This window comes from Streptomyces sp. NPDC053673 (assembly GCF_055585225.1).
This window is the reverse complement of the sequence record NZ_JBVJKN010000024.1, coordinates 1-23792: the sequence shown is the minus strand read 5'-3', so window position 1 is coordinate 23792 and position 23792 is coordinate 1. Positions and strand designations below refer to the sequence as shown.

General features: G+C 71.3%; 19 protein-coding genes and 1 riboswitch. Of the genes, 15 read left to right on the top strand and 4 right to left on the bottom strand.

Annotated elements, in window-relative coordinates; genetic code table 11:
• Nucleotide 1: 1 nt before the first annotated feature.
• The 11 genes from ACZ6ZQ_RS28000 to ACZ6ZQ_RS27950 all read left to right on the top strand — a co-directional run bounded on the left by ACZ6ZQ_RS28000 (nucleotide 2) and on the right by ACZ6ZQ_RS27950 (nucleotide 14438).
• A complete protein-coding gene (locus tag ACZ6ZQ_RS28000) occupies nucleotides 2-751 on the top strand; it encodes a DUF3017 domain-containing protein (protein WP_469771277.1) in 750 nt (249 codons plus the stop codon).
• Nucleotides 752-815: 64 nt separating this feature from the next.
• A complete protein-coding gene (locus tag ACZ6ZQ_RS27995) occupies nucleotides 816-2042 on the top strand; it encodes an NADP-dependent isocitrate dehydrogenase (RefSeq protein ID WP_469771276.1) in 1227 nt (408 codons plus the stop codon).
• A 686-nt stretch (nucleotides 2043-2728) separates the two neighbouring features.
• Complete coding sequence (locus tag ACZ6ZQ_RS27990; RefSeq protein ID WP_469771275.1) at nucleotides 2729-3727, top strand: XRE family transcriptional regulator; 999 nt, start codon at nucleotides 2729-2731, stop codon at nucleotides 3725-3727.
• 167 nt (nucleotides 3728-3894) lie between these two features.
• Nucleotides 3895-4884: a malate dehydrogenase gene (locus ACZ6ZQ_RS27985; RefSeq protein WP_453658992.1), complete on the top strand. Its 990-nt coding sequence runs from the start codon at nucleotides 3895-3897 to the stop codon at nucleotides 4882-4884.
• Between the two features lie 72 nt (nucleotides 4885-4956).
• Nucleotides 4957-5499: a SixA phosphatase family protein gene (locus tag ACZ6ZQ_RS27980; RefSeq protein WP_469771274.1), complete on the top strand. Its 543-nt coding sequence runs from the start codon at nucleotides 4957-4959 to the stop codon at nucleotides 5497-5499.
• Between the two features lie 379 nt (nucleotides 5500-5878).
• Complete coding sequence (locus tag ACZ6ZQ_RS27975) at nucleotides 5879-6898, top strand: hypothetical protein (protein ID WP_469771273.1); 1020 nt, start codon at nucleotides 5879-5881, stop codon at nucleotides 6896-6898.
• Between the two features lie 379 nt (nucleotides 6899-7277).
• A complete protein-coding gene (locus ACZ6ZQ_RS27970; protein WP_469771272.1) occupies nucleotides 7278-8768 on the top strand; it encodes an aldehyde dehydrogenase family protein in 1491 nt (496 codons plus the stop codon).
• Nucleotides 8769-8799: 31 nt separating this feature from the next.
• Nucleotides 8800-10329: a GMC family oxidoreductase gene (locus tag ACZ6ZQ_RS27965; protein ID WP_469771271.1), complete on the top strand. Its 1530-nt coding sequence runs from the start codon at nucleotides 8800-8802 to the stop codon at nucleotides 10327-10329.
• Between the two features lie 32 nt (nucleotides 10330-10361).
• On the top strand, nucleotides 10362-11426 hold the full coding sequence (locus ACZ6ZQ_RS27960; protein WP_469771270.1) for a quaternary amine ABC transporter ATP-binding protein: 1065 nt from the start codon (nucleotides 10362-10364) through the stop codon (nucleotides 11424-11426).
• Nucleotides 11427-11478: 52 nt separating this feature from the next.
• Entirely contained in the window at nucleotides 11479-13452 is a 1974-nt protein-coding gene (locus ACZ6ZQ_RS27955) for an ABC transporter permease (RefSeq protein ID WP_469771269.1), read from the top strand.
• Between the two features lie 32 nt (nucleotides 13453-13484).
• Complete coding sequence (locus tag ACZ6ZQ_RS27950) at nucleotides 13485-14438, top strand: ABC transporter substrate-binding protein (RefSeq protein ID WP_469771268.1); 954 nt, start codon at nucleotides 13485-13487, stop codon at nucleotides 14436-14438.
• Between the two features lie 139 nt (nucleotides 14439-14577).
• Here ACZ6ZQ_RS27950 and ACZ6ZQ_RS27945 read toward each other — a convergent pair whose 3' ends face one another.
• Both ACZ6ZQ_RS27945 and ACZ6ZQ_RS27940 read right to left on the bottom strand, forming a co-directional pair.
• The gene (locus tag ACZ6ZQ_RS27945) at nucleotides 14578-15306 is read right to left on the bottom strand and encodes an isocitrate lyase/PEP mutase family protein (RefSeq protein ID WP_469771267.1); all 729 of its coding nucleotides are present in this window, start codon (nucleotides 15304-15306) and stop codon (nucleotides 14578-14580) included.
• A gap of 74 nt (nucleotides 15307-15380) precedes the next feature.
• Entirely contained in the window at nucleotides 15381-15878 is a 498-nt protein-coding gene (locus ACZ6ZQ_RS27940; RefSeq protein ID WP_469771266.1) for a carboxymuconolactone decarboxylase family protein, read from the bottom strand.
• A 47-nt stretch (nucleotides 15879-15925) separates the two neighbouring features.
• Between ACZ6ZQ_RS27940 and pdxR the strand changes: the two genes are divergently transcribed.
• Nucleotides 15926-17362, top strand: coding sequence for a MocR-like pyridoxine biosynthesis transcription factor PdxR (pdxR, locus tag ACZ6ZQ_RS27935; RefSeq protein ID WP_469771265.1), 1437 nt, complete (start codon nucleotides 15926-15928; stop codon nucleotides 17360-17362).
• 236 nt (nucleotides 17363-17598) lie between these two features.
• On the opposite strand, the gene ACZ6ZQ_RS27930 is transcribed toward pdxR, so the two are convergent.
• A complete protein-coding gene (locus ACZ6ZQ_RS27930) occupies nucleotides 17599-18570 on the bottom strand; it encodes a DMT family protein (protein WP_469771264.1) in 972 nt (323 codons plus the stop codon).
• 121 nt (nucleotides 18571-18691) lie between these two features.
• On the opposite strand from ACZ6ZQ_RS27930, the gene ACZ6ZQ_RS27925 reads away from it, so the two are divergent.
• Nucleotides 18692-18979, top strand: coding sequence for a hypothetical protein (locus tag ACZ6ZQ_RS27925; protein WP_469771263.1), 288 nt, complete (start codon nucleotides 18692-18694; stop codon nucleotides 18977-18979).
• A 20-nt stretch (nucleotides 18980-18999) separates the two neighbouring features.
• Nucleotides 19000-20193, top strand: a complete 1194-nt coding sequence (locus ACZ6ZQ_RS27920) for a glutathionylspermidine synthase family protein (protein WP_469771262.1) — start codon at nucleotides 19000-19002, stop codon at nucleotides 20191-20193.
• A gap of 211 nt (nucleotides 20194-20404) precedes the next feature.
• Here the strand turns inward: ACZ6ZQ_RS27920 and rocD are convergent, their stop codons facing one another.
• A complete protein-coding gene (gene rocD, locus ACZ6ZQ_RS27915) occupies nucleotides 20405-21613 on the bottom strand; it encodes an ornithine--oxo-acid transaminase (protein WP_469771261.1) in 1209 nt (402 codons plus the stop codon).
• Nucleotides 21614-21806: 193 nt separating this feature from the next.
• Nucleotides 21807-21897: riboswitch (ZMP/ZTP riboswitch) on the top strand.
• Between the two features lie 97 nt (nucleotides 21898-21994).
• Between rocD and ACZ6ZQ_RS27910 the strand changes: the two genes are divergently transcribed.
• Nucleotides 21995-23269: a serine hydroxymethyltransferase gene (locus tag ACZ6ZQ_RS27910; protein WP_469771260.1), complete on the top strand. Its 1275-nt coding sequence runs from the start codon at nucleotides 21995-21997 to the stop codon at nucleotides 23267-23269.
• Nucleotides 23270-23792 lie beyond the last annotated feature (523 nt).

Genomic DNA, 23792 nt, shown 5'->3' with positions numbered 1-23792 from the left:
CATGACCACCCCGGACAACAACGAGACCGGCCCCGGTGCCGCAGACCGGGCAGCACCCGACGCTCCGGTGAACGGCACCGGGCCCGGGCCCGGGTCGGCGAAGACGTCGCCGAAGGGGTCGGCGAACGGGCAGTCGGCTCCCGAGGCGGACGGTCGCGGACGTGCCTCGACCCCGTCGCCGGACAGCAGCGCCTCCGGCGCGACCGGCGCGGGAGTCAACGGGCAGGCGGTCTCCGAGCGGGCCGCGGCCAACGGCCACGTGCCCGGTTCCGAGCGGGCGGCGGCCGACGGGCAGGCCGTCTCCGAGCGGGCCGCGGCCAACGGCCACGCCGTCTCCGAGCGCGCAGGGAGCAAGTCGCGGCGGCCGCCGGCCGTCACGCGGGACACCGCGCGGCCCGAGGGCGGCGGGCGGGCAGCGCCCGGGGACGCGCCCGCGCCCGCGCGGCAGTGGCCGCTGCTGACCGTGCTCGGGATGACGGCGCTCGGGCTGCTGATCGTCGGCACGGATCCGTTCGACCAGGCCTTCCGGGTCGGCACGATTCTCGTCGGCGTCGCCCTGCTCACCGGCGCGGCGCTGCGCCGCGCGCTGCCCTCCGTGGGCATGCTTGCGGTGCGCTCACGCTTCACCGACATGGTCACGTACGGCCTGCTCGGCACCGTGATCGTGCTGCTCGCCCTGATGGTCCAGCCGCGTCCCTGGCTGGAGATCCCGTTCCTGGAGGACGCGGTCCATCACTTCACCGTGCGTTAGGCGGCGCGTACGCGGAGAGCCGGGAGGCCAACCAGCACGAAGCCCGAGAGGGACGGTCCAGCTCATGGCCAAGATCAAGGTAGCCAACCCCGTCGTCGAGCTCGACGGCGACGAGATGACCCGCATCATCTGGCAGTTCATCAAGGACAAGTTGATCCTGCCGTACCTCGATGTCGAGCTGAAGTACTTCGACCTGGGCATCGAGCACCGCGACGCCACCAACGACCAGGTGACGGTCGACGCCGCCAACGCCATCAAGGAGTACGGCGTCGGCGTGAAGTGCGCCACGATCACACCCGACGAGGCGCGGGTCGAGGAGTTCAACCTCAAGGCGATGTACCGCTCGCCCAACGGCACCATCCGCAACGTTCTCGGCGGCGTGATCTTCCGTGAGCCGATCATCATGGACAACGTGCCGCGGCTGGTCCCGGGCTGGACCAAGCCGATCGTCGTCGGCCGTCACGCCTTCGGCGACCAGTACCGGGCGACCGACCTGAAGGTCCCGGGCGAGGGCACCCTCACCATGACCTACACCCCGAAGGACGGCTCCGATCCGGTCGAGCTGGAGGTGTACGAGTTCCCGGGTGCCGGTGTCGCGCTGTCGATGTACAACCTGGACGCGTCGATCCGCGACTTCGCGCGCGCCTCGTTCCGCTACGGCCTGGCCCGCGGCTTCCCTGTCTACATGTCCACGAAGAACACGATCCTGAAGAAGTACGACGGCCGCTTCAAGGACATCTTCCAGGAGATCTTCGACAGCGAGTTCAAGACCGAGTTCGAGGAGAAGGGGCTCACCTACGAGCATCGGCTCATCGACGACATGGTCGCCTCGGCCCTGAAGTGGGAGGGCGGTTACGTATGGGCCTGCAAGAACTACGACGGTGACGTCCAGTCGGACATCGTCGCGCAGGGCTTCGGCTCGCTCGGCCTGATGACCTCGGTGCTCATGTCCCCCGACGGCAGGACCGTCGAGGCCGAGGCCGCGCACGGCACGGTCACCCGCCACTACCGCCAGCACCAGCAGGGCAGGGCGACCTCGACCAACCCGATCGCCTCGATCTTCGCCTGGACCCGTGGTCTCGCCCACCGCGGCAAGCTGGACGGCACCTCCGAGGTCACCAGGTTCGCGCAGACCCTGGAGGAGGTCTGCATCGAGACCGTCGAGGGCGGCCAGATGACGAAGGACCTGGCGCTGCTGATCTCCAAGGACACCCCGTGGATGACCACGGAGCAGTTCCTGGAGGCGCTGGACTCCAACCTGGAGAAGAAGATGGCCATGGCCGCCGCCTGAGCCTTTGCCCGCGCCCTTGCCTGAGCTTCTGCCTGACCTGTCGCTTGATCCTCTGCCTGATCCCTCTGCCTGACTCCTCTCGCGCCGCAACCCCGGACGGTGGCCCGCCCCGGTACGAACCGGGGGCCGGCCACCGCGTTCCGGCGTCAGCAGCCGGGGTTCTTCAGCGCGTGCCAGTCAGAGGTCCGGGCCTGTCTGCCCCCGGCTTCCGGCGGCCCGCCGGAGTGCGTCAGCGGGGCCCCGCACTGATCAACACGTCGATCCGCCGTGACGGCGCCCGTCCTCTCCCCCGAGGGAGGACGGGCGCCGTCTCGTGATCCAGAGTCATGCACGCGCCAAACAGGCACAAGAAAGGTCCGGGGCCTGTGGCACGGAAGTGACGGTTCCGCCATGGTGTGATCGTCGGGCAACGGATGCGAGACTGGGGCGGGCTTCAGGGCACGGGCGCACGCGGGGGTACGCCAATGCCCCGAATGCCCCCCGTGCGCCCCGGGGTCAGGAACTGTCATCCTGGCTCCGCGCATCCCTCTGGGTAGTCCACAACGCGGACGAGTCCGTAACTCGTACGAGTCCGTGACGGCCGCCCGAGGGCGTGGCTGGGGCACCACTGGGGGTCCCCCCACGCCCTCAGGGCGTAGGGGGGAGCGGGGCACATCAGGCACGTTCGGGGGACAAGGGGGGAAGTAATGCCTCGTTGGAAGGCGCTACCGGAGGAACTGGACCCGCAGGTCAGGGAGTTCGCCAGCCAGCTGCGCCGACTCGTCGACCGCAGCGGGCTCAGCATCGCCGCGGTCGCGGACCGTACCGGCTACAGCAAGACGTCGTGGGAGCGCTATCTGAACGGGCGGCTGCTCGCACCCAAGGGCGCGATCGTCGCACTCGCCGAGGTGACGGGGACGAACCCGCTCCACCTCACGACCATGTGGGAGCTCGCGGAGCGCGCCTGGAGCCGCGCCGAGATGCGCCACGACATGACCATGGAGGCCATCCGGATCTCCCAGGCGCGGGCCGCGCTGGGAGAGTTCGGGCCGACCGGGCAGCCCGGCGCCTCGCGGACCGCCGCGCCGCCGACCGGTCCCGAGCGTGAGCCGTACGTCCCCGTGCAGGGCGGTGGCCGCTCCGTTCCGCCGCCCCGTACCGGTGGGCATGCCGCTCCCGCGTCCCCCGACCAGGGGCGCGGACGGCGCAAGATGACGATGTTCCTCGCGGGCGTCGTGGGCGCGCTGCTGGTGATCGCGGCGGCCGTCCTGCTGACCGATCTCGGGGGCGGCGGGGACGGCGACGGCGGCGGCAAGAACGTGGCCGCCACGCCGACCGTCGCTCCCACGACCAGCGATCCGCAGCTGCCGGCGGGGGTCAAGTGCTCCGGGGCCGACTGCACCGGCCAGGACCCCGAGAGCATGGGGTGCGGCGGTGAGTTCGCCACGACCGCTTCGCGGGTGAAGGTCGGCACGGCCCTCGTCGAGGTGCGCTACAGCAAGACGTGCGCGGCCGCGTGGGCCCGTATCACCCAGGCGACGCCGGGCGACAAGGTCTCGATAGCCGCGGGGGACGCGACCCAGAACGGCCTCGTGAACGCCGACAAGGACGCGTACACCCCCATGGTCGCCGTGACCGACGAGTCCGAGGCCAAGGCATGCGCGACGCTCACCACGGGCACGAAGGGCTGCACGAAGGAGCAGTGAGCCGCTCCCGTGAGCCGGGCCACAAGGGGGTGGCGGTCCGCGGGGGTCCCGGTCCGATAGCCTGGCGGCTGGATATCTCTTCACGTCGAGAGATCGATCAGTACGGTGGAGATATCCAGCATCAGGGGGTAGGGACCCCCACCGCCAGCTGTCTTACGGAGATCGCCATGACCCGCACTCCCGTGAATGTCACCGTCACCGGCGCGGCCGGCCAGATCGGCTACGCGCTGCTCTTCCGCATCGCCTCCGGCCACCTGCTCGGCGCGGATGTGCCGGTCAAGCTCCGCCTCCTGGAGATCCCGCAGGGCCTGAAGGCCGCGGAGGGCACCGCCATGGAGCTCGACGACTGCGCCTTCCCGCTGCTCCAGGGCATCGACATCAGCGACGACCCGAACGTCGCCTTCGACGGCGCCAACGTCGCGCTGCTCGTCGGCGCCCGTCCCCGTACCAAGGGCATGGAGCGCGGCGACCTGCTGGAGGCCAACGGCGGCATCTTCAAGCCCCAGGGCAAGGCCATCAACGACAACGCCGCGGACGACATCAAGGTCCTCGTCGTCGGCAACCCGGCCAACACCAACGCGCTCATCGCGCAGGCCGCCGCCCCGGACGTACCGGCCGAGCGCTTCACCGCGATGACCCGCCTCGACCACAACCGCGCGATCTCGCAGCTGGCCGCCAAGACCGGTGCCGCCGTCTCCGACATCAAGCGCCTCACCATCTGGGGCAACCACTCCGCGACCCAGTACCCGGACATCTTCCACGCGGAGATCGCCGGCAAGAACGCCGCGGAGGTCGTGAACGACCAGGCCTGGCTGGCCGACACGTTCATCCCGACCGTCGCCAAGCGCGGCGCCGCGATCATCGAGGCCCGTGGCGCGTCCTCGGCCGCCTCGGCCGCGAACGCCGCGATCGACCACGTACACACCTGGGTCAACGGCACCGCCGAGGGCGACTGGACCTCCATGGGCATCCCCTCGGACGGCTCCTACGGCGTCCCGGAGGGCCTGATCTCCTCCTTCCCGGTCACCTGTAAGGACGGCAAGTACGAGATCGTCCAGGGCCTGGACATCAACGAGTTCTCCCGCACCCGCATCGACGCGTCGGTCGCGGAGCTGGCGGAGGAGCGCGACGCGGTGCGCGGCCTCGGCCTCATCTGATTTCCCGGTAGGGACTGTGGGGCGCTGCGCGGCCGCGTAGCGCCCCACAGCACTCTCTGCGAGCCTGGGCCCATGGAACCCGGTCCCAGGAACGAGCGAGACGCCGCCCGTCTCGTGCTGCTGCGGCACGCCAAGTCCGCCTGGCCGGACGTCGCCGACCACGAGCGACCGCTGGCGCCGCGCGGCCGGCGGGACGCCCCGGCGGCCGGACGGCTCCTGCGCGAGACGGGGTGCGTGCCCGACCTGGTGATCTGCTCGACCGCCCGGCGGGCGCGCGAGACCTGGGACCTCGCCTCCGCGCAGCTGGGCACGGAGGTGCCGGTGCGCTACGAGGAACGCGTGTACGGGGCGGATCCGGCGGAGCTGGTCGGCGTCCTGCGGGAGGTGCCCGAGGATGTGGGGACGGTCCTGCTGGTCGGTCACAACCCGGGCATGGAGGACCTGGCGGGAGGGCTCACGGGTGAGGCCGAGGGCGACGCCCTGGCCCGGATGAGCGAGAAGTTCCCGACATCGGCTTTCGCGGTGCTCGGCCTCGGCGGCGGCTGGGCGGCGCTCGGCCTCGGCACGGCGCGGCTGACGGCCTTCGTCGTGGCCAGAGGAGCGAAGACCGACTGATCAGACACCGGGACCACCGGCCGGACACAAAACAGTCCCCGGTAGTCCGCCGCGATTTCCGTGTACCTCAGTCGTCGCTGAAGCGCCGGTCCTCGCGCGGTTCTGCCGGGGGCCTAGCCAGAGCCGTGGGAAGGGTCACGCGGGTCGGTGGACGTCTCCGCCGACGGGTGCGGCTCTCTCCGGTTGTCCGGTGTAGAGGTCAGTATCCTCCCGATTTGTCGGAAGTCAAGAGCCGAGTCGGACGTGCTTTCCGACGGCGCAGGGCCTGCGGCGCGACCCACGCGGTGCGGCGACACCGTGCGTGACTCCCCCGCCCGGGGGAGCCGCTCGTCCTGCGGCACGACGCGTCACCGCCGGGTCCTGCCCGAGAGTCGTGAGCATGGACACGCTCCGCATTCCGGCTCCTTCGCTCACCCGGCGACGCAGGCGCCTTGCCCGGCTCGCCGTCGTGGCGTGCGTGCCCTACCTGACGCTCAAGCTGCTGTGGGTTCTCGGCCTCGACGTCGGCGTGAACGACATGGGCGGCATCTCGAAGGCGCAGTGGATCGCCGTGAACGTGGTGACCTTCGCGATGGACGGGATCGCGGCGCTCATAGCCCACACGCTGACCCGCCCCGGCGGTCTTCGTGTACGCGCCTGGCTGATCCTCTTCCCGATGTGGGTGGCGACGGGCATGCTCGTCGTCCTCATGCCGACCGTGCCGCTCGGCCTGGGCGTCATCGCCGTCACAGGTGCCGAGAACCCGGCAGCGTCCAGCGACCTCCTCCAGCCCTGGGTGTTCGGCGTCGTCTACAGCGGGCTCATCGCCGAAGGGCTCGTCCTGCTCAGCGCGTTCGCGCTGTACGCCGACGAGCGGTGGGGCGAGCTCCTGCGCACCCGGGTGCGCGACCTGACGGACCCGGCGGGTACCCGCGGCATGCAGCAGGTGCTCACCGCGCTCGCGCTCGCGTTCCTGGTCCTCGCCGGGGTGATGCGTGTCCTCGGGGGGCTGGGAGCGGACTTCGGCATGAACGCCGGCTGGACCGACAGCGGCGGTGCCGTCGGCCGCACCAAGGACCTGATCCAGGGCATCGCCGCCCTCGTCGGCGCGGCGGGCCTGTACGCGCTGGTGTTCCGCCGGTGGGGCACGGTGCGCGTGCGCGTACCGCTGGCCATGGCGTGGACCGGCGTGGGCGCCGCCTTCAGCTCCAGCGGCTGGATGGACTTCGCGGCGGCCTCGGCCCCGTCGGGAGGCGCTCTGCTCGGCTTCGTCAACACTGCCGAGCTGATCTCCGGGTTGCTCGTGCTGTGCGTCGGCTGCTTCGCACTGACGGAACTGGCGGTTGAGGAACGCCGGTCCGAGGTCAGGCGCCAGGTCCGCCCCGGCGGTCCCGGCAGCGGCCGGGCTCCGGGGATCTGAAGGGCCGGTCGCAGCCCTCGCAGTGCTGGAACGGGGCGATCGCCCGGATGATCCTCCCCGCCCCGACGGAGACGGTGTCGCGCCACGACCGGCGCATGCACGCGATCATGAACAGCCTGGAGGGGGGGGGCGGTGGCGTACGTCACGGTCACGCGCAGGTGCATGGCCGTCGGGGCGCATGCCGGGCTCCGCGTACAGGACGAACCCCGCGGTGAACCCGCGACGAACCGGGCGACGGCCGTGCCGGCGATCTCGTGTGGAGTGACGCGCATTACTTCCGGCCATGCCTCGCGCATGCTTTCCGCGCTCCGGGGCAGGCGCCCCGCTCACCAGTTCTCGCTGGTGGGAGACATAACGGGAACGGAAGGCATAACGCGACGTGTCGGCACAACTGACCATCCACGTGGGCGGAGAGTGGCGCAAAGCCGCCTCCGGAGCCACGCGCGAGATCCTCGACCCCGCTGACGCCACGCCCTTCGCGGTCGTGGCGGAGGGCGGGGCCGAGGACACCGACGCCGCGATCGCCGCCGCTCGCAGCGCGTTCGATCAGGGTGAGTGGCCCCGTACACCGGTGGCCGAGCGGGCCGCGCTGCTGCGGCGCGTGGCCGGGCTGCTGCGGCGGGACCGTGAGGAGCTCGGGCTGCTCGAGAGCCGGGACGCCGGCAAGACGGCGGAGGAAGGGCGCGTCGACGTCGACTGCGTCGCGGACGCGTTCGCGTACTTCGCCGATCTGGTCATGAACGAGAACGGGCGCGTCGTGGACGCCGGGTCCCCGGACATCCACAGCGTGGTCGTGCACGAGCCGGTCGGGGTGTGCGCTCTCATCACCCCCTGGAACTATCCCCTCCTCCAGGCCAGCTGGAAGATCGCCCCGGCCCTCGCCGCCGGCAACACCTTCGTCATCAAGCCGAGCGAGATCACCCCGCTCACCACGGTCGCGCTCGTCCGGCTGCTCGCCGAGGCGGGGCTGCCCGACGGCGTCGCCAACATCGTCACCGGCCCCGGCGACCCGGTCGGCGCGCGCCTCGCCGAGCACCCCGACGTCGACCTCGTCTCCTTCACCGGCGGACTCGCCAGCGGTACGAAGGTGATGCGTGCCGCCGCCGCCGGCGTCAAGAAGGTAGCCCTGGAGCTCGGCGGCAAGAACCCCAACGTGGTGTTCGCGGACGCCTGCGCCACCGACGAGGCGTTCGACACCGCCGTCGACCAGGCGCTCAACGCCGCGTTCATCCACAGCGGCCAGGTCTGCTCGGCCGGCTCCCGCCTCATCGTCGAGGAGTCCCTTCGCGAGCGCTTCGTCGGCGAACTCGCCCGCCGCGCCGAGAAGATCCGCATCGGCCGCGGCACGGACAAGGGCGTCGAGTGCGGACCGCTCGTATCCGCGCAGCAGCTGGCGAAGACCGAGGAGTACGTCGCCTCCGCGCTCGCCGAAGGAGCCGTGCTGCGGGCGGGCGGCGTGCGGCCCGAAGGCCCCGGGTACAAGGGGTACTTCTACCGGCCCACCGTCCTCGACCGGTGCCACCGCGAGATGCGCGTCATCCGCGAAGAGGTCTTCGGCCCGGTCCTGACCGTCGAGACGTTCCGCACCGAGGACGAGGCCGTCGCGCTCGCCAACGACACCGAGTACGGGCTCGCGGGTGCCGTCTGGAGCGGTGACGCCGGGCGCGCCCGGCGCGTGGCGGGGCGGCTGCGCCACGGCACCGTCTGGATCAACGACTACCACCCCTACCTCCCGCAGGCGGAGTGGGGCGGCTTCGGCAAGTCCGGCATCGGCCGGGAGCTCGGCCCCGCCGGGCTCGCCGAATACCGCGAGAGCAAGCACATCTATCAGAACCTCGCCCCGCGCCCCGTGCGCTGGTTCGCGGGCTGAACACGGCTGAACACGGGGAGCAGGGAAGTACATGCACATGACCGAGTACGACTATGTCGTCATCGGGGGCGGCACCGCCGGATCGGTGATCGCCTCCCGTCTCACCGAGAACCCGGATGTCACCGTCGCCGTCATCGAGGGCGGCCCGAGCGACGTCGACCGGGAGGACGTCCTCACGCTGCGCCGCTGGATGGGGCTCCTCGGCGGCGAGCTCGACTACGACTACCCCACCACCGAGCAGCCACGCGGCAACTCCCGCATCCGGCACAGCCGCGCCCGTGTCCTCGGCGGCTGCTCGTCGCACAACACCCTCATCGCCTTCAAACCGCTGCCGTCCGACTGGGACGAGTGGGCGGAGGCCGGGGCCGACGGCTGGCACGCCGCCGCCATGGACCCGTACTACGACCGGCTGCTCAACCACATCGTGCCGGTCGACGAGGCGGACCGTAACGCCATCGCCCGCGACTTCGTCGACGCCGCCCAGGCCGCGCTCGGCGTCCCACGCGTCGAAGGCTTCAACCAGAAGCCCTTCGACGAGGGTGTCGGCTTCTTCGACCTCGCGTACCACCCGGAGAACAACAAGCGGTCGTCCGCGTCCGTCGCCTATCTCCACCCGGTCATGGACCGGCGGCCGAACCTCACACTGATGCTGGAGACCTGGGCGTACCGGCTGGAGCTGGAGGGGACCCGGGCGCGCGGTGTCCGGGTGCGGACCAAGGACGGCGAGGAACTGCTCGTCGAGGCGCGGCGCGAAGTGATCGTCTGCGCGGGCGCTGTGGACACCCCGAGGCTGCTGCTGCACTCCGGAATCGGCCCGAAGGGCGACCTGGAGGCACTCGGCATCCCCGTCGCCCACGATCTGCCGGGCGTCGGCGAGAACCTCCTCGACCATCCCGAATCGGTCATCGTGTGGGAAACCCACGGGCCGATACCCGAGAACTCGGCGATGGACTCGGACGCCGGGCTGTTCGTCCGGCGGGATCCGGAGCAACGAGGCCCGGACCTGATGTTCCACTTCTACCAAATACCGTTCACCGACAACCCGGAGCGGCTCGGCTACGAACGACCGCCGCACGGGGTGTCGATGACGCCCAACATCCCCAAGCCGCGCAGCCGCGGCCGCCTCTACCTCACGAGCGCCGACCCGCAGACCAAGCCCGCGCTCGACTTCCGCTACTTCACCGACGAGGACGACTACGACGGCCGCACCCTCGTCGACGGCATCCGCCTCGCCCGTGAGATCGCGAAGTCCGAACCCCTGGCCGGCTGGCTGAAGCGGGAGGTGTGCCCGGGACCCGAGGTCACCGGTGACGAGGAGCTGAGCGAGTACGCGCGCAAGGTCGCGCACACCGTGTACCACCCTGCCGGCACCTGCCGAATGGGCGCGTCCGCTGATGAACTTGCCGTAGTGTCCCCGGACTTGAAGGTCAGGGGACTCGACGGAATACGTATCGCCGATGCGTCCGTCTTCCCGACGATGCCCGCCGTCAACCCGATGATCGGGGTGCTGATGGTCGGCGAGAAATGCGCGGACCTGCTGACGGGGAGTGAGACCCGATGAGCCCGACGAGCGCAACGAGCCCGAGGAGCCCGATGACCGCCGACGACATCACGAAAGAGCCGCCGGTGTTCGCGGTGCGCGAGCTGTGGAAGGTCTTCGGGCCGAGGGCGGGCCGGGTGCCCGGCTCGCCGGAGCTCGGCGCCCTGACCCCCGCCGAGCTGCGCGAACGTACCGGCTGCACCGCAGCCGTCCGCGACGTCAGCTTCGACGTCCGCAAGGGCGAGGTGTTCGTCGTCATGGGCCTGTCCGGCTCGGGCAAGTCGACGCTCGTGCGCTGCCTGACGCGGCTGATCGAGCCGACGTCCGGGTCGATCGCGATCGACGGCGAGGATGTGCTGTCGATGGACAAGGCGCGCCTGCGCGAACTGCGCCGGCACCGCGCCGCCATGGTCTTCCAGCACTTCGGGCTGCTCCCGCACCGCTGCGTCCTCGACAACGTCGCCTACGGACTGGAGATCCAGGGCGTGGGGCGGGCCGCACGGCGCGAAAGGGCCGCCGAGGTCATCGCCAAGGTCGGCCTCGAAGGCCTGGAGAACCGGCGCCCCGGGCAGCTCTCCGGCGGTCAGCAGCAGCGCGTCGGGCTCGCCCGGGCGCTCGCCGTCGACCCCGAAGTGCTGCTCTTCGACGAGCCGTTCAGTGCGCTCGACCCGCTCATCCGCCGCGACATGCAGGAGGAGGTGATCCGGCTGCACCGCGAGGAGGGCCGCACGATGGTCTTCATCACCCACGACCTGAGTGAGGCGCTGCGCCTCGGCGACCGGATCGCGCTGATGCGGGACGGGCGGATCGTCCAGCTCGGCACGCCCGAGGAGATCGTGGGCTCGCCCGCCGACGACTACGTACGGGACTTCGTCCGCGATGTGCCGCGTGAGCAGGTCATGACGGTCCGCACGGCGATGCGGCCGGTGGACGCGGAAGAGCCCGAATCGGGCCCGGCCGTCGGCCCCGACGCCACGGTGTCCGAGGCGATCGAGGCGGTCGCCCGCGCGGGTGTCCCTGCGCGGGTGATGCAGGACGGCCGCTGCGTCGGCGTCGTCGACCACGCGGCGCTGCTCGCGGTGGTGGCGGGGCTGTCGACCGAGGGGGTGGCGGCGTGAACGGCTCCCTGGACGCGGGGACTCCGCCCCCGAACCCCCGGCGGTGGTCCCGATGAGCGTCACCGTGAACGACGTGTCCAAGACGGCCAGGACCTCCGACGCCGTGGGCGGGTCCCAGCAGCCGGGCCGCGGGCTGCGGGACGTCGTACGACGGCGCCGCGGGCTGGTCGCAGGCGTCGCGGCCTTCGCCGTACTCGCCGTGCTCGGCGTCACCCTGCTCGGCGGCGGGGGCTGGCCCTCCGCGCTGACCGTCGACATCTCGCAGCCGCTCGACGACGCCAATGCCTGGGTCATCGACAACCGCGACACCCACCCCCTCTTCCTCTACTTCCTGCTGCATCTGTCCAACACCGCCACCGACGCGGTCGACGCCGTCTACCAGCTGCTCGACGCGCTCGGCTGGCTCGGGGTCCTCGCCGGGGGAGTGCTGGTCGCATGGCGGGCCGCCGGGCTCGGGCGGCGCGGGATGCGCGTCGCGCTGACCGCGCTCGGGGCGTTCGCCGTGTGCGGGCTGCTCGGGATGTGGGACGCCACGCTGATCACCATCGCGCTGATGGTGGTGTCCGTGGCGGTCGCGGCCCTGCTCGGCGCCCTGATCGGGCTGGCCGCCGGGGTGTCCGACCGGGTGGACCGGGCGCTGCGGCCGGTGCTCGACACGATGCAGGTGCTGCCGGCGTTCGCGTATCTCCTGCCGTTCGTGCTGGTCTTCGGCACGGGCACACCCGCCGCGCTGTTCTGCACAGTGATCTATGCCGCCCCGCCGATGGCCCGGCTCACCGCGCTCGGCCTGCGCGGCGCCGACCCGGCCGCGCTGGAGGCGTCCGCCTCGCTCGGCGCGAGCAGCTGGCAGCGGCTGTGGACCGCGCGGTTCCCGCTCGCCCGCAAGCAGATGCTCCTCGGCCTCAACCAGACGATCATGATGGCGCTGTCGATGGTCGTCATCGCGGCGCTGGTCGGCGCGGGCGGCCTCGGCGAGGAGGTGTACTCGGCGCTGTCGACGACGGACGTCGGCAAGGCGTTCGCCGCGGGCGTCCCGATCGTGCTGATCGCGATCTGGCTGGACCGTACGACCGCGGCCGCGGGCGACCGTATCGGCGAGCCCGCCCCCGCGGGGAGCTGGCTGCACGGCGGACGAGCGTGGGCGCTGGTGGGCGTGCTCGTCGCCGCGGCCGCCGCCGTACGCACCACGACCTGGCCCGAGGCATGGACGTACGAGATCTCCACGCCCGTCAACAAGGCCCAGGAGTGGATCACCGAGAACCTCACCTTCGCCGAGGTGTGGGCGCGGGAGTTCACGCTGTGGATCCTCAACCCCCTGCGGGACACCCTGGTTTGGCTGCCGTGGTGGTCGGTGCTGCTGATCGTCGCCGCCACGGCCTGGCTCGTCGGCAACTGGGCCGCCGCGCTCACCGCGACCACCGCGATGGCGGCGATCGGGGCGCTCGGCGTCTGGGCGAAGTCCCTGGACACGCTCTCCCAGGTGCTCGCCGCGCTGGTGATCACGCTGGTGCTGGGCTTCTTCGCGGGGGTGTTGTGCGCCCGCGCCGGACGGCTGGAACGCTGGCTGCGGCCCCTGCTCGACGCGATGCAGACGATGCCGCAGTTCGTGTACCTGATCCCGGTCGTCGCGCTCTTCGGCGCCACGCGCACGTCGGCGATCGTCGCGGCCGTGGTCTACGCACTGCCCGCCGTCGTCCGCATCACCACCCAGGGCCTGCGTGAGGTCGACCCGGCCGCGCTGGAGGCGTCCCGCTCGCTCGGTGCCTCCACGCGCCAGCAGCTCTTCGGCGTCCAGCTGCCACTCGCCCGCCCGGCGCTGCAGCTCGCCGTCAACCAGGGCGTGGTGCTGGTGCTGGCCGTGGTCGTCGTCGGCGGACTCGTCGGCGGCGGGGCCCTCGGCTACGACGTCGTCAAGGGCCTCTCCCGGGGCGAGATGGGCCTCGGCATGACGGCCGGAGTCGCCATCGTCTGCCTCGGCCTCGTCCTGGACCGGATCACGCAGCAGCCCGCCCGCAAAGACCGCTGACCTTTACTCACCCTCTCGACAGGAGCACCACCATGCGCACCCTCCGTACCGCCACCGCTGTCGTCGGCGCCCTCGGCGTCCTCAGCCTCACCGCGTGCAGCGCCGCCGACACCGGCAAGAGCAACGACGTCGGCGGCAAGAAGACCGTGAAGCTGACCGTCCCCTCCTGGGTCGGCGCCCAGGCCAATGTCGCCGTCGCCCAGCACATCCTGGAGAAGGAACTCGGCTACACCGTCAAGACCCAGCAGATGGGCGAGGTGCTGGCCTGGGACGCGCTGTCCAAGGGCGACACCGACGCGATCCTCGAGGACTGGGGCCATCCCAAGGAGGAGAAGCAGTACGTCGAGACGAAGAAGACCGTCGTCAAGGGCGGCGACCTCGGCGTCACCGGCCACATCGGGTGGTTCGTACCGAAGTACTTCGCGGACGCGCACCCCGATGTCACGGACTGGAAGAACCTCAACAAGTACGCCAAGGACTTCAGAACCGCTGAGAGCGGCGACAAGGGAGAGCTGCTGGAGGGTTCGCCCGACTACGTCACGAACGACGACGCGATCATCAACAATCTGAAGCTGGACCTGAAGACGAACTACTCGGGTTCCGAGGCCGCCCAGATCACGGCCATCAAGAAGTACGCGAAGGAGAAGAAGCCCTTCCTGACGTACTGGTGGACCCCGCAGTGGCTGAACGCCCAGATCGACATGGTCGAGGTCAAGCTGCCGGAGAACAAGGCGGGTTGTGACGCCGACCCGAAGAAGGTGGCCTGCGCCTACCCGAACACGCCGCTGCAGAAGTACTTCAACGCGGACTTCGTGAAGAACGGCGGCGAGGCGGCCGAGTTCCTGAAGAACTTCACGTGGACGACCGAGCAGCAGAACGAGGTCGCCCTGATGATCGCCGACCAGAAGCTGTCGCCGGAGGCGGCGGCGGAGAAGTGGGTGAAGGCGAACGAGGCGACCTGGAAGGCGTGGCTCCCGAAGAAGTGACGGGCGGGCCCGTGGTCCCCGCCAGAAGTGACGGGCGGGGCCCGTGGTCCCCTGCCGGGGCGCCGCCCCGGCCACGTGCCTCACTCTCCGGACGGGCTCAAGACGAGCCCGTCCGGAGAGTGAGGCACGGAGCCCCCGGTCAGGTGCGCAGGCTCGTCGCCAGTTCGCGTACCGACTCCAGCGTGCGCAGGAGCAGACCCGGGCCGAAGGTGATCCGCGTCGCGCCGAGCCGGCCCAGCTCGGCGATGGCGGGAGTGCCGGGGAACTTGCCGACGTTGATGGGGCCCTGGATCGCCTCGCGGAGGCGCGGCAGAGCCTCCGTCGGAGCCCCGATCGGGTAGACGCAGTCCGCGCCCGCGGCGACGTACAGCCTTGCTCGTTCGATCGCCGCCTCCGGGTCCGCGACCCCGCGGATGAACGTGTCGATGCGGGCGTTGACGAAGAGCGCGTCACCCGCCTCCGCCCGCACCGCCGCGAGCCGCTCCGCCTGGCGCTGCGGCTCGACGAGGGCCTTGCCGGGTCCCGAGTCCTCCAGGTTGACACCGACCGCGCCGGTGTCGAGGACCCGCTGGACCAGTTCCTTCGCCGGGAGGCCGTAGCCCGCCTCGATGTCCGCGGAAACGGGGATGTCCACGGCGCGGACGATCCGGGCGACCGCGGCGAACATCTCGTCGGCGGGCGTCTCGCCGTCCTCGTAGCCGAGCGACGCCGCCACGCCCGCGCTGGGCGTGGCGAGGGCCGGGAAGCCGGCGTCCGCGAAGACCCGGGCGCTCGCCGCGTCCCAGGGGTTCGGGAGAACCAGCGGGTCCTCGGGCGCGCGGCCGTGGTGCAGGGCACGGAAGTCGCTCACTGAGTCCTTGACCGACATATGAGACCTCTCAGTGCTGGTGCTGGTGCTGCTGGTGCTGCAGGTGCTGGTGCTGGTGCTGCAGTGCTTGCGCCTCAGTGCTGGTGCTGGCCCGGCGTGTAGTGGCCGGGCACCATGCGGGTCGAGACACCGAAGCGGTTCCATGCGTTGATCACCGTGATCGCGGCGATCAGCTGCGCCAGCTCCGGCTCCTCGAAGTGCTTCGCCGCCTTCTCGTACACACCATCCGGTACGAAGCCGTCCGTGAGCACCGTGACCGCTTCGGTCAGCTCGATCGCCGCGATCTCCTTCGCCGTGTAGAAGTGCTGGGACTCCTCCCACGCGCTCAGCTGGATGATGCGGTCGACCGACTCGCCGGCCGCGAGTGCGTCCTTGGTGTGCATGTCGAGGCAGAACGCGCAGTGGTTGAGCTGCGAGGCGCGGATCTTGACCAGCTCCAGCAGCACCGGGTCGAGGCCCTGCCGGGCAGCCACCTCGAGCTTGATCATGGCCTTGTAGACCTCGGGAGCGTGCCTGGCCCACTCGATGCGGGGCGTGTGCTCGGCGTTGAACGTCTGGTTCGTCTTCGTCATGGAGATCACCGTACGAGGCACATGGCGCAGAGGTATGGTCCACTTCCATGACAGATGACTGGGCCACTTTCGGGGCGGACCTCCATATCGAGCTGCGCGGTACGGGTCTGCGCACGGGTCTCATGGACGCGCTGCGGGACGCCGTGCGCACCGGACGGCTGGCGCCGGGCACCCGGCTGCCGTCGTCCCGTACGCTCGCGGCGGACCTGGGCATGGCACGCAACACCGTCGCCGACGCGTACGCCGAACTCGTCGCCGAGGGCTGGCTCACCGCCCGGCAGGGCTCGGGCACCAGGGTCGCCCCGCGGGCCACGCCCAGCCCGCGCAGGACCCCGGCCCCCGCGCCGCGTCCCGGCCCCGCGCGGGGCGGGCCCGCGTACAGCCTGATGCCCGGTACACCGGACCTGGCGTCGTTCCCGCGCGCCGAATGGCTCAAGGCGGCCCGCCGGGCACTGACGGCCGCACCGAACGAGGCGTTCGGCTACGGCGACCCGCGTGGCCGGATCGAACTGCGCACCGTCCTCGCCGACTATCTGGCCCGGGCGCGTGGCGTATACACCCACCCGGACCGCATCGTCATCTGCTCCGGTTTCGTGCACGGGCTGATGCTGCTCGCGACGGTGCTGCGCGCCGGGGGTCCCCCCACGTCCGCAGGACGCAGGGCGAGGGTGCGGGAGGTGGCGGTGGAGTCCTACGGGCTCGATCTGCACTGGAACCGGCTGAGCGACGCGGGACTGCGGCTGCCCGCGCTGCCCTTCGACGAGCGCGGCACGCGGACGGAGGAGCTGCCGGAGCTGAGAGGGGTGGGAGCGGTGCTGCTCACGCCCGCGCACCAGTTCCCGATGGGTGTGGCGCTCCACCCCGACCGGCGGTCCGCCGCCGTCGACTGGGCGCGCAGTACGGGCGGGCTGATCCTGGAGGACGACTACGACGGGGAGTTCCGCTACGACCGCCAGCCCATCGGAGCGCTCCAGGGACTCGACCCCGAGCGGGTCGTCTATCTGGGCACGGCGAGCAAGTCCCTGGCGCCCGGGCTGCGGCTCGCCTGGATGGTCCTGCCGGAGAGCCTCGCGGACGAGGTAGCCGGCGCGAAGGGCGGGGTGGACTGGGCGTCGGGCACGCCGGACCAGCTGACGCTCGCGGAGTTCATCGCGTCGGGCGCGTACGACCGCCATGTACGCGGAATGCGGCTGCGCTACCGGCGCCGTCGTGACCAGCTCGTCGAGGCGCTCGCGGAACGCGCCCCCGGCATCCGCGTGAGCGGCATCGCGGCCGGGATGCACGCGGTCCTCGAACTCCCGCCGGGCACGGAACACGCGGTGGTCCAGGCGGCGGCCTGGCAGGGGCTCGCCCTGGAGGGCCTCTCCCGCTACCGCCACCCCTCCACCCCGCCGGGCCGCGACGCCCTCGTCGTCGGCTACGGCACCCCCTCGGACAGCGCCTGGTCGGGGGCGCTGGACGCGCTGTGCCGGGTGCTGCCGTAAGGGGAGTGGGGCTCTGCCCCCGGTCCCGGGTACGCGCTGCGGGCGGGCTCCAGCGCGGACCGGCACCGTCCGGCGGGCAGGGGGTGTCCGTCCTCAATCGCCGGACCGGCTCACAACGAGCGCCCGATGGGGATTCCCCCCACGCCCCAGGGCGTAGGGGGAGTTTGAGGCGCGGGGCCTGGGGCGGAGCCCCGGTTCGGGAACGGGCCGGACGGGGAGCAGACCGGACAGGACACCTAGCCCGCCGGCGGTCCGCCGTTTGCTTCGGCGGATTCGGATTCGGATTCGGATTCGGACCTGGACTTGGGCGCGGACTTGGACTCGGGTGCGGACTCGGGCGGGTCCGGATCCGCGGCCGGGGGCGGCGCCGGATCCGCGGCCTGGGGCGGCGCCGGGAGTTCGCCGAAACGGGCCAGCGCCAGCGCGCCGGCCACCGAGATCGCGAAGCCGGCGACGGCGACCCACGCGAGGCCCTCCCGGGTGCGGTCGCCGAGCCAGACGACGCCCACCGCCGAGGGGACGAGGGTCTCCGTCAGGACCAGACCCGCCGTCGCCGTGGTCACCGAGCCGCGCGCGAAGGCCGAGGTGAGCAGCAGGAACGCCGCCGCCCCGCCGAGCAGCAGCGCGTACAGCGCAGGGTTCGTGAAGTCCACCGAGTCCAGTAGCCGCACCGCCACCTCGGGCACCCCGAAGCCGATGCCCGCGCCCAGGCCCAGCACCAGCGCCCGGGAGCGGCCCGGCAGCCGGCCCGCGGCCGCGCCGATCAGCAGGACCGCGACCGCCGTGCCGAGCAGCACCCACTTCAGCTCGGGCGGGGCGGGCGTATCGCCCTCCGGACCCGAGGCGAGCCCCAGCATCGCGAGGCCCGCGCAGACCACGCCGACCGCGGTCCACTCGACCCGGCTGAGCCGCACCGACAGCACCCGCGTCGAGGCCACCGCCGTCACCGCCAGGCTCGCCGCGAGCGCCGCGCTCACCGCGTAGATCGGGATCAGCCGCAGCGCCACGATCTGCAGCGCGAACCCCGCCCCGTCCAGTGCGAGTCCGACGAGATACCGCCACTGCCGCACCGCGCGCAGGAACAGCGCGGGGTCCACCCCGGATGCCGAGGCCGGATCGACGACGGTACGGGCGGCGACCGCCTGGAGGACGGTGGCCAGGCCGTAGCAGACCGCGGAGGCAATCGCACAGAGCATTCCAAAGAACACAAAACGACTCTAGTTGGGGAGGGTTCGTGGACCGGGCTTACAGCCGGGCGGCGCGGCCATCTAGTGTGTGCGGCGGTTCGTTGACTGGCTTGATGTGTACAAGGACGGGGAGGCCGGAGGGATGGCGCGGCGAAGGCTGAGGTCGGGCACAGTGGTGCTCGGCGGGATGGGGGTGCTCGCGGCGACGCTCACGTCCTGCGGCTCGGAGCCGGACGAGAGGTGCATCGACCCCGTGACGTACGAGGTCCTGCCCGACTACAAGTGCGAGGACGACGACGGGGACGGCCACACCTCCGGCCGCTACTACTACGGCGGCAGCGTCAGCCGCGGCAAGGTCTCGGGCGGCAGCTACGACAAGTCGGCCGTGGACAGCGGCGGTTTCGGCGGATCCAGCAGCGGCGGCGGCTGAGGCGGGACACGTACGTACCGATGAAACGTCACACCATAGAACCCCGCCCCGGCTGGCAGGAAACCGTCGAGGAGCAGGGGCTGATCTATCCGCTCACCCGCTACCCGGACGGTTCGCTGCGGCCGTACTGGGACGAGAGCGCGTACTACGAGTTCTCGCTGCCCGAGGTCGAGGCGCTGGAGGAGGTCGTCGAGGAACTGCATGCCATGTGCCTGACCGCAGCCGCGCACATCGTGGAGAACGACCGCTTCGCGGACCTCGGCATCAGCGACCGGCGGCTGGCCGGGCGGGTCGCCGAGTCCTGGCGGCGCCGTGCCGAACTGCCCTCCGTCTACGGGCGGTTCGACCTGCGCTACGACGGCACGGGACCGGCCAAGATGCTGGAGTACAACGCCGACACTCCGACCTCGCTCGTGGAGGCGGCCAGCCCCCAGTGGTTCTGGATGGAGGAACGCTTCCCCGGCGCCGACCAGTGGAACTCTCTGCACGAGCGGCTCGTCGACGCCTGGAAGCGGCAGGCGCCGCTGCTGCCACCCGGCCCGGTGCATTTCGTGCACTCCGACGGGGACGAGCTCGGCGAGGACCTGATGACGGTCGCGTATCTGCGCGAAACCGCTCAGCAGGCCGGGCTTGCCACCGAGGCTCTGTCGGTCGAACGGATCGGCTGGGACCGGCTCTCGGGACGGTTCGTGGACGACCGGCTGCGCTTCATCCGCAGCTGCTTCAAGCTCTACCCGTGGGAGTGGCTGACCACGGACCGCTTCGGCCCGCACGTCCTCGACACCCTGGACAACGGCGGCGGCACCGGCACCACCTGCTGGATCGAGCCCGCCTGGAAGATGCTCCTGTCCAACAAGGCGCTGCTCGCGGTGTTGTGGGAGCTCTACCCGGGGCACCCGAATCTGCTGCCCGCGTATCTCGACGGCCCGCGCGAACTCGCCGCCACCAGCGGCTACGTCGCCAAGCCGCTGCTGGGCCGCGAAGGGGCCGGCGTCACCGTCCATGAGCCGGGCACCGGTTCTGCCGCGGGCCATGTCGTACGGGAAGAGGCCTGCTGCTACCAGGAGTTGGCGCCGCTGCCCGACTTCGACGGCAACCGGGTCGTCCTCGGCGCATGGGTCGTCGAGGACGAGGCCGCCGGGCTCGGGATCCGGGAGTCGTCCGGACTGGTCACCGACGAGTACGCACGCTTCCTGCCGCACGTGATCCTCTAGTGCCGCGACAGGGCAAAGCTTGCCGGGAGGGCACCAGGTCCTGTCCGGGCGATCTTCGAGGAACAGGCCGTAGCTGTCGTCACAGGCCCGAAAGGATCGCCCGGACAGAGGGCCAGGCGGTCCCAGCACTTCCCGGGACGCCTGGAGGCCCCATGGGCCTCCAGGCGGTGCACCGGGTCCGCGGGCGAGTGACCCGGCGCACCGCCCCGGGTCACTCGCCCGCCAGCACCGCCCGAAGCTGATCCAGGCCCCAGTCCAGGTCCTCCTTGCTGATCACCAGCGGCGGGGCGATCCGGATCGTCGAACCGTGCGTGTCCTTGACCAGGACCCCGCGGTCCATGAGCTTCTCGGAGATCTCCCGGCCGGTGCCGTGCGATGGGGCGATGTCGATCCCGGCCCAGAGACCGCGCCCGCGCACCGCCTGCACCGCGCCGCCGCCCCCCATCAGTCCCAGCTCGTGGTGCAGATGCTCGCCCAGCTCGGTGGCGCGCTGCTGGAACTCGCCGGTGCGCAGCATCGCGATGACCTCCAGCGCCACCGCACAGGCCAGCGGATTGCCGCCGAATGTCGAGCCGTGCTCCCCCGGCTGGTAGACGCCGAGCACCTCGGTGGAGGACACGACCGCCGACACCGGCACGACACCGCCGCCCAGCGCCTTGCCCAGGATGTACATGTCCGGGACGACACCCTCGTGCTCGCAGGCGAAGGTGCGGCCGGTGCGGCCCAGGCCGGACTGGATCTCGTCCGCGACGAACAGCACGTTCCGCTCGCGGGTCAGCTCACGGACGCCGGCGAGATAGCCCGCCGGCGGCACCAGCACGCCGGCCTCGCCCTGGATCGGCTCCAGCAGCACCGCCACCGTGTTCGCGCTGACCGCGGCGTGCAGGGCGGTGAGATCGCCGTACGGGACGATCTCGAAGCCCGGCGTGTACGGACCGAAGTCGGCCCGTGCCTCGGGGTCGGTGGAGAAGCTGACGATGGTCGTCGTCCGGCCGTGGAAGTTGTTCGCCGCGACAACGATCTTCGCCTGACCGGGCGGGACGCCCTTGACCTTGTACCCCCACTTGCGGGCGGTTTTCACAGCGGTCTCCACCGCCTCCGCCCCGGTGTTCATCGGCAGCACCATCTCCATGCCGCACAGCTCCGCGAGCTGCGTACAGAAGTCGGCGAACCGGTCGTGGTGGAACGCGCGCGAGGTCAGCGTCACCCGCTCCAGCTGGGCCTTCGCGGCATCGATCAGCCGCCGGTTGCCATGGCCGAAGTTGAGCGCCGAGTACCCGGCGAGCATGTCGAGGAAGCGGCGCCCCTCGACATCGGTCATCCACGCACCGTCCGCCGAGGCGACGACGACGGGCAGCGGGTGGTAGTTGTGGGCGCTGTGCGCCTCCGCGGAGGCGATCGCTCTCTCCGTTGCAGACACGGGGTCTCCGTTCGTCCTGCGGCATGGGTTGCTGGGTCGGACCAGGGCCTGGGGTGGTGCCCCTTTCTATCGTCGCTCGGTCACCGGGTGAAGAAACATTGAGCTTCCGTCGCGGCTCGCCGGAGACCTTCCCGTTTCCCTGCGGTTTCTGAACCCGTGACCGGGCGCCCGGGCCGCCGCGAGTAGGGTGGGCGGTACGCACGGCGACTGGCGTACGCGGAACGAACCGCGGGGAAGCCGTGTGCGGCAGAACCTACGAGGTGCCGCCCGCCTGGGCACCCCGGGAACCGAATTCCCGCGTGGGTGCCGCCCGCCCCCTGCCTCCGGCGGGGGAAGCCCCAGCTGCACCCGGGACACCGACCGCCTGCCCCGGAGGACGCCATGACTCTTCCCGTTCAGCACAACCATCCCGCGCTCACCGCCGCCGACCCCGAACTGGCCGCGCTCGTCGGTGCCGAGGAGCGGCTGCAGGCCGACACCCTGCGGCTCATCCCCAGCGAGAACTATGTCTCGCACGCCGTGCTCGAAGCCTCCGGAACCGTCCTCCAGAACAAGTACAGCGAGGGCTACCCCGGCCGCCGTTACTACGAGGGCCAGCAGAACATCGACCAGGTCGAGCTGCTCGCCATCGCCCGGGCCAAGGCCCTCTTCGGCGTCGACCACGCCAATGTCCAGCCCTACTCCGGCTCCCCGGCCAACCTCGCCGTCTATCTCGCCTTCGCCGAGCCCGGCGACACCGTGATGGGCATGGCCCTGCCGATGGGCGGCCACCTCACTCACGGCTGGGGTGTGTCCGCCACCGGCAAGTGGTTCCGCGGCGTCCAGTACGGCGTGCGCCAGGACACGGGCCTCATCGATTTCGACGAGGTGCGCGAACTGGCCCTCAAGGAGCGTCCGAAGATCATCTTCTGCGGGGGCACCGCGCTGCCCCGCACCATCGACTTCGCGGCCTTCGCCGAGATCGCCCGCGATTCCGGCGCCGTGCTCGTCGCCGATGTCGCGCACATCGCCGGTCTGATCGCGGGCGGCGCCCACCCCTCGCCTGTCCCGCACGCCGACGTGATCTCCACGACCACCCACAAGACGCTGCGCGGGCCGCGCGGCGCCATGCTGATGTGCCGCGAGGAACACGCCAAGGCCATCGACAAGGCCGTCTTCCCCGGCCTCCAGGGCGGCCCGCACAACCAGACCACCGCCGCCATCGCGGTCGCCCTGCACGAGGCGGCCCAGCCCTCCTTCCGTGACTATGCGCACGCGGTTGTCGCCAACGCCAAGGCCCTCGCCGAGGAGCTGCTCGCCCGCGGATTCGACCTGGTCTCCGGCGGCACCGACAACCATCTGATCCTGATGGACCTCACCCCCAAGGACGTCCCGGGCAAGGTCGCGGCGAAGGCCCTGGACCGGGCCGGGATCGTGGTCAACTACAACACCGTGCCCTACGACCCCCGGAAGCCCTTCGACCCCTCCGGCGTCCGCATCGGCACCCCCTCCCTCACCTCGCGCGGACTCACCTCCGAGCACATGCCGGCGGTCGCCGACTGGATCGACCGTGGCGTCACCGCTGCCCGAACGGGCGACGAGGACGCCCTGGCCGCCATCCGGGCCGAGGTCGCGGACCTGATGTCCGCCTTCCCCGCCCCCGGCCTGCCGGCCTGACCCGAGGGCGCCCGGCCCCCCGTCCGGCGGCCTCGGCCCGTACTGATCCCCGGCGCGGGCGCTGTAGTTTCGTGCGCCCTGCGGGCGGGCTCCGAAGAGGCCCGGTACCGTCCGGCGGGCCCGAGCGTCCGTCCTCACCCGCCGGACGGGCTCAAACAGCCCCTCGGCGATTGAGCTGAAGGTCCCCCTACGCCTGCGGGCGCAGGGGGAGGGTCCCGGGGCGGCGCCCCGGGGCCACCCGGGCCACTCGGGACGCCGGCTTGAGCGGGAGCCGCAGGGCGTCGCGAGCCCAGCAAGACACCGGACAGGTCCTAGGGCGTGTTGCGAAAGTAGCGCCGTCCGCCCGGAGGGTGGGGCCCGCGGCGTCTGGTGCGTGCGATCGCAAGGCGGTGGGGGCACCTCCCAGGCGCAGCTCTGGGGGAGATCACCCTCGTACTGGACGTACGTGGATGACTCCGACAACGCAGCGTGGGGGCACCTCCCGTGCCCGAAGGGCTACGGGGGAGTGCGTGCCAGGCGTCGC